At 58.5% G+C, this 16,528-nt stretch carries 14 protein-coding genes; 9 read left to right on the top strand and 5 right to left on the bottom strand.

Annotation, left to right across the window (positions count from 1 at the left end; all coding sequences use genetic code 11):
* Positions 1-107: 107 nt before the first annotated feature.
* Both ACYP2A_RS21975 and ppnP read left to right on the top strand, forming a co-directional pair.
* Entirely contained in the window at positions 108-650 is a 543-nt protein-coding gene (locus tag ACYP2A_RS21975) for a 3'-5' exonuclease (protein ID WP_459748098.1), read from the top strand.
* Between the two features lie 239 nt (positions 651-889).
* Complete coding sequence (gene ppnP / locus ACYP2A_RS21970) at positions 890-1,171, top strand: pyrimidine/purine nucleoside phosphorylase (RefSeq protein ID WP_459748043.1); 282 nt, start codon at positions 890-892, stop codon at positions 1,169-1,171.
* Positions 1,172-1,179: 8 nt separating this feature from the next.
* Here ppnP and ACYP2A_RS21965 read toward each other — a convergent pair whose 3' ends face one another.
* Positions 1,180-2,949 carry an ABC transporter transmembrane domain-containing protein gene (locus tag ACYP2A_RS21965; protein WP_459748042.1) on the bottom strand — a complete coding sequence of 590 codons (1,770 nt, stop codon included), beginning with the start codon at positions 2,947-2,949 and terminating at the stop codon, positions 1,180-1,182.
* Between the two features lie 254 nt (positions 2,950-3,203).
* On the opposite strand from ACYP2A_RS21965, the gene ACYP2A_RS21960 reads away from it, so the two are divergent.
* Positions 3,204-3,380 carry a PA1571 family protein gene (locus ACYP2A_RS21960; RefSeq protein WP_459748040.1) on the top strand — a complete coding sequence of 59 codons (177 nt, stop codon included), beginning with the start codon at positions 3,204-3,206 and terminating at the stop codon, positions 3,378-3,380.
* Between the two features lie 63 nt (positions 3,381-3,443).
* Here ACYP2A_RS21960 and pdxB read toward each other — a convergent pair whose 3' ends face one another.
* From pdxB to rlmM, 3 genes are read right to left on the bottom strand one after another with little or no spacing between them, the layout of a single operon-like run.
* On the bottom strand, positions 3,444-4,589 hold the full coding sequence (gene pdxB, locus ACYP2A_RS21955; RefSeq protein ID WP_459748039.1) for a 4-phosphoerythronate dehydrogenase PdxB: 1,146 nt from the start codon (positions 4,587-4,589) through the stop codon (positions 3,444-3,446).
* Between the two features lie 29 nt (positions 4,590-4,618).
* On the bottom strand, positions 4,619-4,873 hold the full coding sequence (tusA, locus tag ACYP2A_RS21950; RefSeq protein ID WP_459748037.1) for a sulfurtransferase TusA: 255 nt from the start codon (positions 4,871-4,873) through the stop codon (positions 4,619-4,621).
* Between the two features lie 39 nt (positions 4,874-4,912).
* Positions 4,913-5,977: a 23S rRNA (cytidine(2498)-2'-O)-methyltransferase RlmM gene (gene rlmM / locus ACYP2A_RS21945; protein ID WP_459748036.1), complete on the bottom strand. Its 1,065-nt coding sequence runs from the start codon at positions 5,975-5,977 to the stop codon at positions 4,913-4,915.
* A 178-nt stretch (positions 5,978-6,155) separates the two neighbouring features.
* On the opposite strand from rlmM, the gene acnA reads away from it, so the two are divergent.
* From acnA to ACYP2A_RS21915, 6 genes are all read left to right on the top strand, one after another.
* Positions 6,156-8,900, top strand: a complete 2,745-nt coding sequence (gene acnA, locus ACYP2A_RS21940) for an aconitate hydratase AcnA (RefSeq protein ID WP_459748034.1) — start codon at positions 6,156-6,158, stop codon at positions 8,898-8,900.
* A gap of 96 nt (positions 8,901-8,996) precedes the next feature.
* On the top strand, positions 8,997-9,800 hold the full coding sequence (locus ACYP2A_RS21935) for a CPBP family intramembrane glutamic endopeptidase (RefSeq protein WP_459748033.1): 804 nt from the start codon (positions 8,997-8,999) through the stop codon (positions 9,798-9,800).
* Between the two features lie 111 nt (positions 9,801-9,911).
* Positions 9,912-11,477, top strand: a complete 1,566-nt coding sequence (locus tag ACYP2A_RS21930; RefSeq protein WP_459748031.1) for a methyl-accepting chemotaxis protein — start codon at positions 9,912-9,914, stop codon at positions 11,475-11,477.
* A gap of 310 nt (positions 11,478-11,787) precedes the next feature.
* Positions 11,788-12,444, top strand: a complete 657-nt coding sequence (locus tag ACYP2A_RS21925) for a hypothetical protein (protein WP_459748030.1) — start codon at positions 11,788-11,790, stop codon at positions 12,442-12,444.
* A 398-nt stretch (positions 12,445-12,842) separates the two neighbouring features.
* Positions 12,843-13,337 (top strand): hypothetical protein, encoded by a 495-nt coding sequence (locus tag ACYP2A_RS21920; protein ID WP_459748029.1) that lies wholly within the window; start codon positions 12,843-12,845, stop codon positions 13,335-13,337.
* A 398-nt stretch (positions 13,338-13,735) separates the two neighbouring features.
* On the top strand, positions 13,736-14,395 hold the full coding sequence (locus ACYP2A_RS21915) for a hypothetical protein (protein WP_459748028.1): 660 nt from the start codon (positions 13,736-13,738) through the stop codon (positions 14,393-14,395).
* Between the two features lie 129 nt (positions 14,396-14,524).
* Here the strand turns inward: ACYP2A_RS21915 and ACYP2A_RS21910 are convergent, their stop codons facing one another.
* The gene (locus tag ACYP2A_RS21910; RefSeq protein ID WP_459748097.1) at positions 14,525-16,399 is read right to left on the bottom strand and encodes an autotransporter outer membrane beta-barrel domain-containing protein; all 1,875 of its coding nucleotides are present in this window, start codon (positions 16,397-16,399) and stop codon (positions 14,525-14,527) included.
* Positions 16,400-16,528 lie beyond the last annotated feature (129 nt).

Genomic DNA, 16,528 nt, shown 5'->3' with positions numbered 1-16,528 from the left:
AGCGTCGTTTAGAGTCGATGTAACACATACCTGCGCAGACTCACGCGAATCTGGCTACGCTGGACAAACGTATTGGCGCATAGAAACCGATGGATGGGAGCTTGAACATGCCGCATTGGCTGGTGATCGACCTGGAGGCCACTACCGAGGAAGGCGGTTGGCCGGTCGCGGAAATGGAAATCATCGAAATCGGTGCCACTCTGGTCAATCAGGATGGACGCGAACTGGACCATTTCGAACGTTTTGTACGCCCGGCACGGCGTCCTCTGCTGACGCACTTTTGTCGTGAGCTGACGCACATCAGCCAGAGCGATGTCGACAGCGCAGCCTCATTGCCCAGCGTCTGGATGCAGTTCGAGCGCTGGCTGGGCCATCATCAGGCCCGCGTCGTAGGCTGGGCCAGTTGGGGCGATTATGACCACAAGCAACTGCAGGAAGAGTGGCGCAACCATCAACTGGACAGCGCCTTGCAGCAGTTGCCCTACGTCAATCTCAAGCGCCGTTTCGCCGAGGCGCGTCAATTGCAGCGCCCGGTGGGCCTCAACAGCGCGCTACAACTGGCCGGCATGCAGTTCAGTGGCCAGCAGCACCGCGCCCTGGTCGATGCGCGCAATACAGCGCGACTGTTACCGTTGATCCTGCCTAATTGAGTGCGCGTAAGGGTGCCTCTAAAAACGTAGGCGAGGCAGTCAGCGCAATACCGATGGCGGCCCCACAAAAACAGGCGAGCAAGCGGAGTTGACTGGTTGTCAATGAGCATTGTGAGCCTGTTTTTAACGCAGCGATGGCAACGCAGGTAGTTTTTAGAGGCGCCCTTGAAGCGAGTGACGCGATCCAAAGGGTTGGGCATACTGGCCGCCCTTTTTTAGCCATTCTTCAAGGAATCGCCATGTTCAAGGTCAACGAGTATTTCGACGGCACCGTCAAATCCATCGCCTTCAGCCAGGCTGAAGGCCAGGCCACCATCGGTGTGATGGCAGCGGGCGAATATGAATTCGGCACGGCCCAGGCCGAGATCATGCACGTTATTTCCGGCGAGCTGATCGTCAAGCTGCCAGACAGCAATGACTGGCAGACCTTCGCTTCGGGCAGCCGCTTCAATGTGCCGGCCAACAGCAAGTTTCAGCTGAAAGTCAGCGTCGACACCGCTTACCTCTGCGAATATCGCTAAACAACCCGTTACACCGCATCGGCATTGAACTGCAACGCCGCCAGGCGTGCATACAGCGGATTACCCGCGATCAACTGTCGATGCGTGCCCACCGCCACCAGACGCCCCTGATCGATCACCGCAATGCGGTCGGCGTTCTGCACGGTGGCCAGGCGGTGGGCAATCACCAGCGTGGTGCGATCTTTCATCAGGCTCGGCAAGGCCTGCTGAATCAGGTGCTCGCTTTGCGCATCCAGCGCGCTGGTCGCCTCGTCCAGCAGCAGGATCGGCGCATCGACCAATAACGCCCGGGCAATCGCCAGACGTTGCCGCTGTCCGCCGGACAATCCCAGCCCACCCTCGCCCAGGTGCGTGCGGTAACCGCTTTTCATCTGCTGAATGAATTCATGAGCGTGAGCAATACGCGCCGCTGCTTCAACCTGCGCATCGCTGGCCTCGGGTTTGCCGTAGCGGATGTTGTCTTCGATGCTGCCGTAAAACAGCGCAGGGTTCTGTGACACCAGTGCAAAACAGCGGCGCAGCTCATGCGGATCGAGCTGCTTGAGCGGTACGCCTTCGATGCGAATTTCGCCGTGTTGCGGGTCATAGAAACGCAGCAACAGATCAAACAGCGTCGACTTGCCCGCCCCGGACGGCCCCACCAAGGCCAGTGTCTCGCCGGCCTCGATAGTCAGGCTCAGCGCTTCGAGCACCTTGCGCTCGGGACGTGCAGGATAGGCAAACCCCAGATCATCCAGTTCCAGGCGACCGCTGACCCGCGCTGGCAAGCGGGACGCCTGTACCGGCGGCGCATGCACTTCATTGCGTGCTTGCAGCAACTCGCCGATGCGCTGGGCTGCGCCTGCAGCACGCTGCAATTCGCCGATGACTTCACTGATCGTGCCGAACGAGGTGCCGACGATCAGGGCGTAGAACACGAAAGCCGCCAGCTCACCGCTGGAAATACGCCCATGAATAACATCCATGCCGCCGACCCAGAGCATCACCGCCACCGCGCCCAGCACCAGTCCGATGACCAGCGTGAACAGCCAGGCACGTTGCAAGATATGCCGGCGGGCGGCTTCAAAGGCCTGCTCAACGGTGCCGGCAAAGCGTTGCCGGTCCTGAGCTTGATGGTTATAGGCCTGTACGGTCTTGATCTGCCCCAGCGCTTCGGCCACATAGCTGCCGACCTCAGCGACCCGGTCCTGATTCTGTCGCGACAGACGCCGCACCCGTCGACCAAAGATCACGATTGGCGCGAGTACCAAGGGCAAAAAGGCGACGACAATGCTGGTCAAGCGTGGGTTGGTGATGAACAGCAGCACAATGCCGCCAATCACCATCAAGGAGCTGCGCAGGAACATCGACAGCGACGCGCCGATCACCGATTGCAGCAAGGCTGTATCAGCGGTGAGCCGCGACTGTATCTCCGAGCCACGGTTGGACTCGTAGAAGCCTGGGTGCAGGTCGATCAAATGATTGAAAACCGCCTTGCGCACATCCGCAACGACCCGCTCGCCGGTCCATGAAACCAGATAAGAGCGCACGAATGTCCCGCCGGCCAGCCCCAGAACCAGAAATACGAACAACGCGATGGACTCATTGAGCGCCTCCGTGGAGCGTGTCATGAAGCCTTGATCGACCACCAGCTTGATGCCCTGGCCCATGAACAAGGTAATGCTGGCCGTCACCACCAACGCCAGCAAAGCGGCGCCTACACGCCAGCGGTAAGGTGAAACAAAGCGCCAGGCCAGACTCAGGGCCTGACGAGAATCACCGGAAAACGCAAAAACCATGAACTCAATTCCATCTGTCGTATCACATATAGGGCGAAGGCTACACCGGTTGCACCTGTGCGTCTGCCGTCAGCCACCATAGCGTGGTTATGACGACAATGCAGAGACACTGGTGCAGATTGGTCTAAGCACGCGCTGGATGTTTACAGCCGTTTCTGCTGCACTGACCGGGTACCGCAACGGTCATGCGGTGTCATGGCGCGGTCATCAAGCGTGATTAACCTGAATGCGACATCTGATGAAGGAGAAAGACCATGAGCTTGCATAATAGCGGCAATCAAGTTGAGGTCATTCGGGCCACCCCCAACCTTCCCGTGGGTGGCGCAATTGTCGATGACAATGGACGCGAAGTGCTGATTACCGAAGCAATGGTCCAGCAGGCCTGCCAGGAGTGCGACAAGCACTGGGTAACCCCCGACAAACAAGATTGATCCACCGTATAACCTTGAAACCCGACCCGTGAGTCGGGTTTTTTATGCGCGAAGGTAAAACCCTCAGGCCAGTTTGGCACCCAGCGCCCGCACGATCTGCGCCAGTACCTGAGAGTCATTGCCCTCAAGCCGGACATTCAGCGCATCGATCTCGCGGCGTGGCGGGTAATGCTTGCGCAGGGCGTCGAACGCCTGGCGCTGGCTGTCGGTATCGCCTTCCAGGGTGCGACGAAAGTCGGCGTCGTCGCGGCGCGGGTCGTAGACACCGCGACACAGCATCGCCAGTGCCCAGGCGGGATCGGTGGCGGCATCCAGACCCACGTGCGCCAGCCACTGAGGCGGCAGCAAGTCTTGCAACTGAATGCTGGCCGGCTGACCCAGAAACCCGCACAGCGCCTGATAGATCTGCGCCGTGCCGCGCTGACGACCATCCAGGCTGTAGCCTGCGATGTGCGGCGTGGCCAGGGTACACAGCTCGGCCAGTGGCACATGGACCTGCGGCTCGCCTTCCCAGACATCGAGCACCGCTTGCAGGTCTTCACGGTCGAGCATGACCTCATACAGCGCCTGATTATCGACCACCGCGCCGCGGCTGGCGTTGATCAGCCAGGTGCCGGGGCGCAGGCGATTCAACCGCTCGCGACCGAACAGGTGCCAGCTTGGGTGCTGGCCCGTGCGATCCAGCGGCGTGTGCAGGCTGATCACATCACAGCGCTGGATGATCTCGTCGAGGCTGACGTAATCGCCGCCCTGCGCTTGCTGACGCGGCGGGTCGCATACCAGTACATTCCAGCCCAGGCCGCGCAGTACCGTGATCAGCCGGCCACCCACCTGCCCCGCCCCCACCACGCCATACGTGCGCTGATGCAAGTCGACGCCTTCGATTTCTGCCAGGGTCAGCAGGCTCCCGAGCACGTAATCCACCACGCCACGGGCGTTGCAGCCGGGCGCGCTGGACCACTGGATACCGGCCTGGGCGAAGTATTCAAGGTCAAGATGGTCAGTGCCGATGGTGCAGGTGCCGACAAAACGTACCGGACTGCCTTCAAGCAAGGCACGGTCTACCGGGGTTACCGAACGCACCAGCAGGATATCGGCGTCGGCCACCGCTGCACGGTCGATGGCGCGGCCCGGCAGGCGCCGAATAGTGCCAAGGCCTGCAAAAAAGGCGTCGAGCAGCGGAATGTTTTCGTCAGCAACGATGTGCATGGGTGGCTCCTGCGAATTAATCAAAGCCATCAGTCGGCTTTCTTGCGAATCCAGTACAAGTACGTCGAGCCCTCAACCTGTTGATCCACCAGCTCATGCCCCAGAAATACACAAAACTTGGGAATGTCGCGGCGCGTCGACGGGTCGGTGGCAATGACTTTGAGCAGGCCACCGGCGCTCAGGTCACGGACTTTCTGGTGCAGCATCATCACCGGCTCCGGGCAATTGAGACCCGTGGCGTCCAGAGTCGCGTCGGCGGTGAGGTTTTCGATCGGTTCAGGCATCGGTTACTCCGAAAAACAGGGGGTGCACAAAGAGACCGCTCAGCGCTTTGACAGGTCAAGGCGACGCAGATGGCAGGTGACCTCTTCGCGGTCGTGATATAGCTGTTTGCAGCCGATGGAGACTTTGACGCCACGCGCCTTGAAGCCGTCTTCGATACGTTCCAGCAGCCGGCGCACCTCAGCATAGCGTTGCTTCATCGGCAGCTTGAGATTGACCACCGCCTCGCGGCACAGCCCCTCGCCCAGCCAGGTTTCCAGCAGGGCGGCGTTACGTGCCGGCTTCTCGACGATGTCGCAGACCATCCAGTCGACCGTCTGGCGCGGCTTCCAGGTAAAACCGTCGGTCATCAAGTGCTGCACAAGACCGGTGTCCATCAGGCTTTCGGCCATCGGCCCGTTGTCGATGGCGGTCACCAGCATGCCACGGCGCACCAGTTGATAGGTCCAGCCACCGGGGGCGGCGCCCAGATCGACGCCCGTCATGTCATCGGACAAGCGCTCGTCCCACTGATCACGAGGAATGAAGTGGTGCCAGGCCTCTTCGAGCTTGAGCGTCGAGCGGCTCGGCGCTTCGCGGGGAAACTTCAAGCGCGGGATGCCCATCGGCCACATCGCGTTGTTATCGGACTCGGCAACGCCCAGAAACACTTCACGACCGCTCTTGAACGTCAGCAACAAACGCGGCAGTGCAGGGTCGTCACGCAGCTTGTCCGCCTTGAGCAATGCCTTGCGCAGCGGCGCTTCGAACTTGCGGCAAAAGGTCGACAGTTCCTTGCCGTCATTGGTGTCGAGCACCTCAAGCCACAGGCTGCCGCATAGCGGATACGCCTGCAGGTGCTCAAGTAGCACACTGATACGGTCGGTTTCGGGCAATTCGACAAAGTCGCCGCGTGCCCACTGGCGCGGGAAAATCAGGCGATCAAAACGCTGGCCCTGCATCAGACGCCGGGCGCCTTCAGGCTCAAGGCAGATGAACTCGGCGCAGGCCGTGTCGGCTTTGGCCTTGGCATAACCCGCTACGTTCAAGCGAGCAGCGACGTCGGCTATTTCCGAGCAGACTTCGCTTTCAAAGCCGGGCCGGCAATGCATAAACAGCGTATTCATGGGCAATTCCAGAGACGGCGACGATCAAAGCCGCGCATGATAGCTGAAACAGGAACCTCTGACTCGGCTCAGGGGTCCACACCAACAGTACGGGAATTGGCGCACTGACCGTGTTGCGCCACCGATCAGGTTCCGATTTTTTCTCGGGACACCTGCTTACTGTTCAAGGAGCCATTTAATGCCCTCCCTCGATAGCCTGAAAAGCCTGAAAACGCTGACCGCCCATAACAAGACCTACCATTATTTCAGCCTGCCCGATGCTGCCCGCTCACTGGGCGATCTGGACAAGCTGCCGATGTCGCTCAAAGTGTTGCTGGAAAACCTGCTGCGCTGGGAAGACGACAAGACCGTGACCGGCGACGACTTCAAGGCGCTGGCCGCCTGGCTGCACGAGCGCCGCTCGGACCGCGAAATCCAGTACCGCCCCGCCCGCGTACTGATGCAGGACTTTACCGGCGTACCGGCCGTGGTGGACCTTGCCGCCATGCGCGCTGCCGTGGCCAAGGCCGGTGGCGACCCGCAACGCATCAACCCGCTGTCGCCGGTGGATCTGGTGATCGACCACTCGGTGATGGTCGACAGCTACGCCTCGGACGACGCCTTCAAACAGAACGTCGACATTGAAATGCAGCGCAACGGCGAGCGTTACGCCTTCCTGCGCTGGGGCCAGAGCGCATTCGACAACTTCAGCGTGGTGCCGCCGGGCACCGGTATCTGCCATCAGGTCAACCTTGAATACCTGGGCCGCACGGTGTGGACCAAGGACGAAGACGGTCGCACCTATGCCTTCCCCGACACGCTGGTCGGTACCGACTCGCATACCACCATGATCAACGGCCTGGGCGTACTGGGCTGGGGCGTTGGCGGTATCGAAGCCGAGGCGGCGATGCTCGGCCAACCGGTGTCGATGCTGATTCCGGAGGTCATCGGCTTCAAGCTCACCGGCAAGCTCAAGGAAGGTATTACCGCCACCGACCTGGTGCTGACCGTCACCCAGATGCTGCGCAAGAAAGGCGTGGTCGGCAAATTCGTCGAATTCTATGGCGACGGCCTGGCCGACCTGGCGCTGGCCGACCGCGCCACCATCGCCAACATGGCCCCAGAATACGGCGCGACTTGCGGCTTTTTCCCGGTCGATGACGTCACCCTGGATTACCTGCGCCTGTCCGGCCGCCCGGCTGAAACCGTCGAACTGGTTGAAGCCTACTGCAAGGCACAAGGCCTGTGGCGCCTGCCCGGTCAGGAACCGGCCTTCACCGACACCCTGGCGCTAGACATGGGTGAGGTACAGGCCAGCCTCGCCGGCCCCAAACGCCCTCAAGACCGCGTGCCACTGCCATCGGTTGCCCAGGCGTTCGATGACTTTCTCGGCCTGCAACTCAAGCCGACCCAGGTCGATGAAGGCCGCCTGGAAAGTGAAGGCGGCGGTGGCGTGGCCGTGGGCAATGCCGAGCAAGTGATCGACGGCACCGAATATGAATACAACGGCCAGAGTTATCGCCTGAAAAACGGCGCGGTGGTCATCGCCGCCATCACGTCTTGCACCAACACCTCCAACCCCAGCGTGATGATGGCCGCCGGGCTGCTGGCCAAGAAAGCCGTCGAAAAAGGCCTGAAGCGCCAGCCGTGGGTGAAAAGCTCGCTGGCCCCCGGCTCCAAGGTGGTCACCGACTATTACGAAGCGGCCGGGCTGACGCCGTACCTCGACAAGCTGGGTTTCGACCTGGTGGGTTATGGCTGCACCACCTGCATCGGCAACTCCGGCCCGCTGCTGGAGCCGATCGAAAAGGCTATTCAGCACTCGGACCTGACCGTCGCCTCGGTGTTGTCCGGCAACCGCAACTTCGAAGGCCGGGTGCATCCACTGGTCAAAACCAACTGGCTGGCCTCGCCGCCGCTGGTGGTGGCTTACGCCCTGGCCGGTAACGTGCGCATCGACATCAGCCGCGAGCCACTGGGCGAAGGCAGCGACGGGCAGCCGGTGTACCTGCGCGATATCTGGCCCAGCCAGAAGGAAATCGCCGACGCGGTACTCAAGGTCGACACCGCCATGTTCCACAAGGAATACGCTCACGTGTTCGAAGGGGATGCGCAGTGGCAGGCCATCGAAGTGCCGCAGGCCGCGACCTATGTCTGGCAGGACGACTCGACCTACATCCAGCACCCGCCATTCTTCGAAAACATCGCCGGTCCCTTGCCGGTCATCGAGGACATCCACGAAGCACGGATTCTGGCCCTGCTTGGCGATTCGGTGACCACCGACCATATCTCCCCGGCCGGTAACATCAAGACCGACAGCCCGGCAGGCCGTTATCTGCGCGAACAAGGCGTCGAGCCCAAGGACTTCAACTCTTACGGCTCGCGACGCGGCAACCACGAAGTGATGATGCGCGGCACCTTCGCCAATATTCGTATTCGCAACGAAATGCTCGGCGGCGAAGAAGGCGGCTACACCCTGCACGTGCCCACAGACGAAAAACTGCCGATCTACGATGCGTCGATGCGCTATCAGCAAGAAGGCACGCCGCTGGTGATCGTGGCCGGTCAAGAGTACGGCACCGGCTCCAGCCGCGACTGGGCGGCCAAAGGCACCAACCTGCTGGGGATCAAGGCGGTGATCGCCGAAAGCTTCGAGCGCATTCACCGTTCCAATCTGGTGGGCATGGGCGTGCTGCCCTTGCAGTTCAAGACACCGCACACCCGCAAGAGCCTGGGCCTGACCGGCAAGGAAACCCTGGCCATCAGTGGCCTGAGCCAGGCAGAACTGCATCCGGGCATGAGCCTGACGCTGGACATCACCTTTGAAGACGGCCGCCAGCAAAGTATCGAGCTGCTGTGCCGCATCGACACCCTCAATGAAGTGGAATACTTCAAGGCCGGTGGCATTCTGCACTACGTGCTGCGCCAGTTGATCGCGGCCTGAGGAGCGGGTCCGTCACGGGTGCAAACCGGTGACGGGCCTTTTCCTGTATCTCCCCTGTCCCGCTAGAATCGCCTGCTTTGCATTCAGGTGATTCTCATGACCGCAACACGCTGGACAGCTTTGGCCATGCTCAGCCTGGGCTATGGCATTGCGCTGTATCACGGTCAGCTTGAGCCTGCCGCGCTGGGTGCGATCGGGCTGCTGCTGATTGCAGCCTTCGCCGTGCACCCGGCCCGACCGGCAGCCATACGCTGGCTGGGCCACGGCCTGTTCATCGTCACCGGCCTGGCCCTGGCGCTGCACGCGCTACCGGGCTTCAATAATGCGCCGCTCATGGCGCTGACGCGCTCAAGCCCTGAGTCAACGCCCTTCATCACCTACTGGAATCTGGACAAGCCCTTGATCGGGCTATGGATCCTGCTGGCCTGCCCATGGCTCTTGCCAAGCGTCGACCCGGTTCGCGCACTCAAGGTCGGCGCAGCGGCAACACTACTGGTCACCAGCCTGTGCCTGGCACTGGCCTGGGCACTGGGCGTTACGACCTGGGCACCCAAGTGGCCGCCTTACAGCGTGTGGTGGCTGCTCAACAACCTGCTGCTGGTGAGCCTGACTGAAGAGCTGTTTTTTCGGGGTTATCTACAAGGCGCTTTGCAAGGTGCGCTGCAACATTACTGTCATCGATGGTCGGCTAGAGGCATACTGCCAGTTACCATTGCCGCCCTGCTGTTCGGGCTGGCTCATATTGGCGGCGGTTGGACCTGGGTGCTGCTGGCCAGCCTGGCCGGTGTCGGCTATGGCATTGCCTGGCGTCATGGCGGATTGTGGGCGGCGGTCAGCGTGCACTTCAGTCTGAACCTGGTGCATTTCATCCTCTTCGCCTACCCCATGCTGGCACGCTGAGTATTGATCACCGGCAACGCTTATGTTCATTTACGTGATCGACACCTCAATTTACTGCACCTCGTGCCGATAACTCGCCAAAGCCTTATTGGATCGAAGGATCGAATACCCATGCGTAATAATCAGCCTATCACTCAGCGTGAGCGGACATTTGCAGCACAACAACGGTTGATTTCCACAACCGATACCAAAGGCGTAATCACCTACTGCAACGAAGCCTTTCAACAGATCAGCGGCTTTAGCCAACTGGAACTGCTCAAGTCTTCGCACAACCTGGTCCGTCACCCCGATGTCCCGCCTGCGGTGTTCGAACACATGTGGGCCACCCTGAAAACCGGCCAGCCATGGATGGGGATCGTCAAGAACCGTTGCAAGAATGGCGACCATTACTGGGTCAACGCCTATGTGACGCCGATTCTGGAAAACGGCAAGGTCATCGGCTACGAGTCGGTACGCGTCAAACCCACCGCCGAGCAAATCCGCCGCGCCCAGGCCCTGTATGCACGCCTCAATGGTGGCAAATCTGCCGTGCCGAGCCGCGACAAGTGGCTGCCGGTGCTGCAAGACTGGGTGCCATTCATCCTGATCAGCCAGATCGGCTTTTTGATCGGCGTCTGGCTCAACTCCTGGTGGGGCTTCATTCTCGCCGCCGCCCTGTCGGTGCCGCTGGGCCTGCTTGGCCTGAGCTGGCAGCAACGCGGCATCAAGCGCCTGCTGCGCCTGGCCGAACAGACCACCTCCGATCCGCTGATCGCACAGATGTATACCGACAGCCGCGGCCCGCAAGCGCGCCTGGAAATGTCGATCCTCAGCCAGGATGCACGTCTGAAAACCTGCCTGACTCGCCTGCAGGACACTGCCGAGCACTTGAACCTGCAAGCCGAGCAGTCCAATGCCCTGGCTAACGAAAGCTCTGCAGGCCTTGAGCGCCAGCGCGTCGAAACCGAACAGGTGGCCGCTGCCATCAATGAAATGGCGGCCACTACCCAACAAGTGGCCAGCCACGTACAAAGCGCAGCCGACGCTACGCAACAGGCCAATGAACTGACCCGTCGCGGTCGCGACATTGCCGGCGAAACCCGCGAAGCCATTCAGCGCCTGTCGACCGCCGTCGGCGAAACCGGCCTGACCGTGACCCAACTGGCCCGCGACAGCGACGAAATCGGCGGCGTCGTCGACGTGATCAAAGGCATCGCCGACCAGACTAACCTGCTGGCCCTCAACGCCGCGATCGAAGCCGCCCGCGCCGGCGAAATGGGCCGCGGCTTTGCCGTGGTGGCCGACGAAGTGCGCCAACTGGCACAACGCACCACCGAATCCACCGGGCAGATTCATGGCCTGATCGCCAAACTGCAACAAACCGCCAACAACGCCGTACAAACCATGAACGCCGGCCATCGCCAGGCCGAAGAAGGCGTGGCCCGCGTACTGGAAGCCGATCAGGCCCTGGTCGGCATCAGCGAAGCGGTGGCCAACATCACCGACATGGCCACCCAGATCGCCGCTGCCACTGAACAACAAAGCTCGGTGGCCGATGAGATCAGCCGCAATATCTCCAATATTGCCGACCTCGCCGATCAGACGTCCGACGGCGCCCAGCGCTCGGCGGTGCTCAGTTCCGAACTGACCCATACGGCTCATTCGCAGTATTCGTTGGTAGAGCGTTTTAACCGGTAGTTTTTATGGGTATTGGAAGCCCCGTCAGGCGCAGGTCTGACGGGGTTTTTTATTGCCCAGGATTTAGGGGCGGGGTGGAAGTTTGAGTGAGTCCTACAGGATTATAAAAAACACACCGAGGGCTTGCAGGACATTTCCTAAATATTCTTGAAGTTAGTTTGGCGTCACATAGAAGGATTGACAGAGAGGCAGCGGGACGATTAGTTGGGAGTCAGGCGAGTATAAAAATGATGCCTACCTGATTACCCCCTAAACCAATCTTGCCTCGCAGCCAAGCTCATATCGGGTTGGCGTTGCGCAAGGAGAACATATGAAAACCACTACTAGATCCAACCTCCAAGCCCCTGTAATTTCCGTGGCAGAGGCCGATGGTCTCATCAAGCTTTCCGACCTGACACAAGATGTCGTGATGCAGTTTCCTGTATGGCCTGGCCTGGAACCACGAGACGCTTACCAGCTGGCACTCAATGGCTTACCCGTTGGCAGTCGTATTGAATTTCCTGACCCTGTGCCTGAAGGTATGCTTACGCTGAAAATCCCCTTGGAGCTACTTCAAGTCAATGGCGTATACAAAGTTGCTTACTTCGCTATTGGGTACCCTGGAGGCATACCCGATATCTCGCCGGAAACCACCATCCGAATTGACCGAACCTCGCCAGGGGCAGCTCTGCTGGCTCCTCTGATTTTCTCGCAGATCAATGTCGGCGACATACTGACCGCTCATATCCCAGGTTATGCCGACATGGCTATAGGTGACACGCTACAGACCTTGTGCAATGGCATTCAAGGTCCGACACACCGTGTCAGCAGTGATGACCTGGGGACACGCCCAATGCAGATCGGCTTCAGCCGGGATTTTCTGCAATTGCTCGACAATACCCAGATCGAATTCAGCTATCAGGTGACTGATCGGGCTGGCAATCAGTCGCCTCTCGCCTGGCCCGTGACCCTGACAATGTCGGCCTGAGACTTTTCCTACACCCACCTGAACATCCCCCTCTATGGCTTGCATCCTTTTGGATGCAGGACATAGATGAAAATCTTGAATGAAACGTCCTAAAACTTTACAAAAAACAAGGAGTACGAATCTTCCTACCTAAAAATAAGCAGGTCTGTCAGACACGGACTACAGGCCCATTGCCTTTACCCATCAAACATTATCTTTAAAGAGACTAACACACAGGCTTTAAACCGGGCACTTCGGGCGCACAACAACTTTCACCAAGCAACATTCCTAGAAATATCCAGAAACACCTAATCACCTTAAAACGAAGAATACGCATCTCCAGGCACGACTTGATTCATTTACCCGTAAATGCTCTTAATAAGCCTCCTTCTCCCAACCCTTAACTACTTCAGAGCACCATGAAAGAAATCACACCCGATGACATGCCAAAAGACTTGCAAGAAAATAGACAGTTTGATGATGACTCGCCCATCATCATCGAATCGCCACCGGTAGACCTTTACCTTCAACGGTACGTGGACGGTACTCGTTCGCTACTGAATCAGGTGGAGATCTCTATCAGCCTCAAGCCCATAAAACTGGGTAATGCCAACCCTGAATTGATCACCCGCGACCAGGTAAAAGCCGGTGTCAGCGTGCTGATACCGGGCTCACCCATGATGCGTAAAGAAGACGTCATCGTCTTGCACTGGGGCAAACATACCTGTTCGAACACCCTGCACCATGAATCGATCGCCCATAACATCATCTGGGTGCCGTGTATTTGTTATCCCCTTATAGACTTCCAGCAATACGGCCCGCTGGAGCTGTATTACCAGGTCTGGCGTGCCGAGGAAATCATCGGTACATCGCCCTTCTTGCACGTGGTCGTAGAGTCCAACGGCACGCGCTGATTCTAAAATAACCGAATGCGCATACAGCGCTCAGGGAGTGCACGGCCAGCTCAAACACTATGCCTCTTTATTGACCGGCCAGGCACCCTGACAGGAGCAAGGCCGGCATTGTGTTTAGCACTGACAAGACGCTATGAGGCGCAGCCTTGATGCATGAATTTGCCATTTATGAGTTGTCCTACAGCACCGAACCCAAAAGATCATAAGAAGATGTAGGAATTATCCCAAATATCTTGAAAACCTTCTAACCGCTTTAAAATACGTTGACAGAAGACACACCAGAAGATTAGTTAAATTTCAGGCAAGCCTAAACAGCAACTGCCTTTTGCTCAGCTTTTATTTTTAAGCCTACTGACAAGCAGGGACATTGACACCCTGCACATACAGGAACAAACATCATGAAAACCTCATCAAACTACGCCCCCCCTGTTGCGCCGACGATCCCTGTTGCCGAGCACGATGGACTTATCAAACTCGGCGATCTTACTCAAAATATCCTCGTGTATTTTCCTGTCTGGGAAGGAGCACGATCAACAGAGCAGTACCAGCTGTTATTTAATGATAATAAAACTGGCGACCGCATCAGCCTCCCAGACCCAGTGCCTGAAGGTCCGCTGACACTGTCAATACCGTTGCAGCTGCTGGAAAACGAAGGGGTGTATAAAATTGCGTATGTGATTATTAACCCTCTATCACTCCTAGAGTATCGCTCCTTGCCAACCATGATCCGAATTGATCGAACGGCGCCAGGAACGGCATTGCTGGCTGCACTGCTCTTTCCCGAGGGCAATACAGGTGGGGCCCTCACAGCCCATATACCTGGTTATGCCGGGATGGCCGTGGGTGATACTGTTCAAACATTATGCAATGGCGTGCAAGGTCCAACATACCGTGTCAGCGAGGAGGACTTCACTACACGCCCCATGCAGATCAGCTTTAGTCGCGACTTTCTGCAAAGCCTCGGCAATCCCCAGATCGAATTCACTTATCGAGTGGCCGATCGGGCCGGCAATCAATCTAATCTCGCCTGGCCTGTCACTCTGGTAATACCTGACTAAGTATTTCCAGGGGCATTGATCGCCAATAGCCTGCCCTATTCAAGCAGGGTGGCAAGCGCTCATCAGGCCAACAATAAAAAACCCTTGGCGATCGCTCGCCAAGGGCTTTTATCTATCACACAACCTGCTTCAAAAACTCAGGCGCAGCCCCACATTGGCACCCCAGGGCTGCTCGACACGCTTGCCATGCATGTAGTCGAAATCAGCATGCAATTGCAGTCGCTCGGACAGCGACACCGATACACCCGCCCCCAACTCTGCCCGGCTGCCGGACAAGTTGTTATCGAAATGGCTGTCGTTGACCTTCACATCGTTGTTGCGCGAGAACTCCTGAACCAGCGCGACACGTAGGTAAGGCTGCAATACTCCGCCATCCTTGAGGGCAATATCACGCCCCAACGCACTGCCTGCCTTGCCCATAACAGAACGGGTCTGACTGTTGCTGGCTTGCAGGCCATTGTCCAGGCGATAGCGCTCGCCCTGGAGCGTCACCGCTGCCAGTTGCGCGTAGGGCTCAACAAACCAGTCATCCGCCAGCTTGATATGCCGGCCAAACTCCACCGAGCCGCCAAGAGCGGTGTTGTTATAGTTACCCTTGGCCCGGGTATTGTCGCTCATCGCGACCCTGGCCTTATTGCGCAAGCGATTGAGCTTGAGCACCGCGTCCAGGTAATACCCCTGATCCGACAGCCAGGTCGCGTAAGTACCGACATACAGGCTGTCGACCTTACCGCTGGTGCCTCGACTCAAATCCAGATCCGACTGGCTGTGGCCAGCCATGATACCCAGTGCCAATTGCCCGTTACTGACCGGTATGGGCGCATCTGCCCCCAAAGTAAAACCTTGCTGCTGCTGTTTGTAGCTGATGCCGTCACCGGTGGTGGCTTCAAAACGGTTGCCATAGCCGCGCATCCAGCCACCGCCCACGCCGGTCATGCGCACTTCGCCCAGGCGGCTGCGCAAGCTCGATAACTCGCTCATCCAGATGGTCGGCCCCGCATTGAACAACGCAAGAGCGCTGGCGGCAGAGGGGCTGACCGTGCGGTGATTACCAACAATCAACCAGTCATTGCCTTGCTGCTCCAGCTCATAGGAGTAAGCGCCCAGATCCACCCGACCGCCCACCAGGCTGAATTGCGCATCACCTCCCTCAGTGTGCACCAGCAGCAACGGCTCAAGCTCTGGCGACACCACCTCTAGACCAGTATTACGCACGCGCAAGCCGAATTGACCGCTGGCCTGGCCTTGCACATCGAGCAAGTCGCCGTCGTTTTGATCCAGATCGATGCGCATGGCAAAGGTCCCGTTGCCGGACAGTTGGTTCAGCGACAGGGTCTTGAAGTCGCCATCGCCAAAGCTCATCGCCCCACCGTCCATGGACAGGGAGTTGATAGCGTTGTCGTCCACCATCTGCCAATAGCCGCCGGAATGAATGGATACCAAGTGAGCGTTGACGATATCGCCGGTCAGGCGCGCCTGGTTTTGCAACGTGACATTCAAGGTGCTGGTGTCGTCGGCCAGCAGATTGCCATTGAGGGTGCTGTTGTCAATGGTCAAATCCGCCTGCGAGCCTATTAAAACCTCAAGCAGATTGCCGTTTCCGGCTAATAACGTCGAGCCATTGAGCAAGGTGATGCTGGCTTTGACAAGACCATCCAGGTGCCACCTTTCAAGCCTGATCGCCGGACCGTGAAGCCCTTGCAACGTAGATGCATCGACCACGATGGTATTTGTGGAACCGTCCAGCGCCTTGAACGCATTCCCCACCCCTGAGTGAATCGATAGACCGGTCTGTTCACCCGAGACATGGCTGCCATCGGCGATCTTGACCCATGAACCGGATGCCCGGATCCCCGAGCCCGTGCCTGGCTCACTCGTTGATGCGTAGACATCCGTGGCATGGAGCGTCAACTCACCGTAGGCCCCCACAGAGATGCCTTGCCCAGCCCCAGAAACAGTACTGTTACGCAAAACAGCCTGTGAGCCTGGTTTTAAAACCTCCATAGTCGCCGCCACTGTCAAGCCAGCGCCTTGTTCATTGCGTATGGACCCGTATTCAACATCAAGGCTGCTGTCCCCCAGATGGATTCCCCCGACAATATGCCCACCACGCACATGCACTCTGGATTCATA

The sequence above is a fragment of the Pseudomonas sp. 3A(2025) genome, assembly GCF_054589175.1.
The sequence above is the reverse complement of the archived record's forward strand: the minus strand, read 5'-3'. Positions and strand labels throughout refer to the sequence as shown.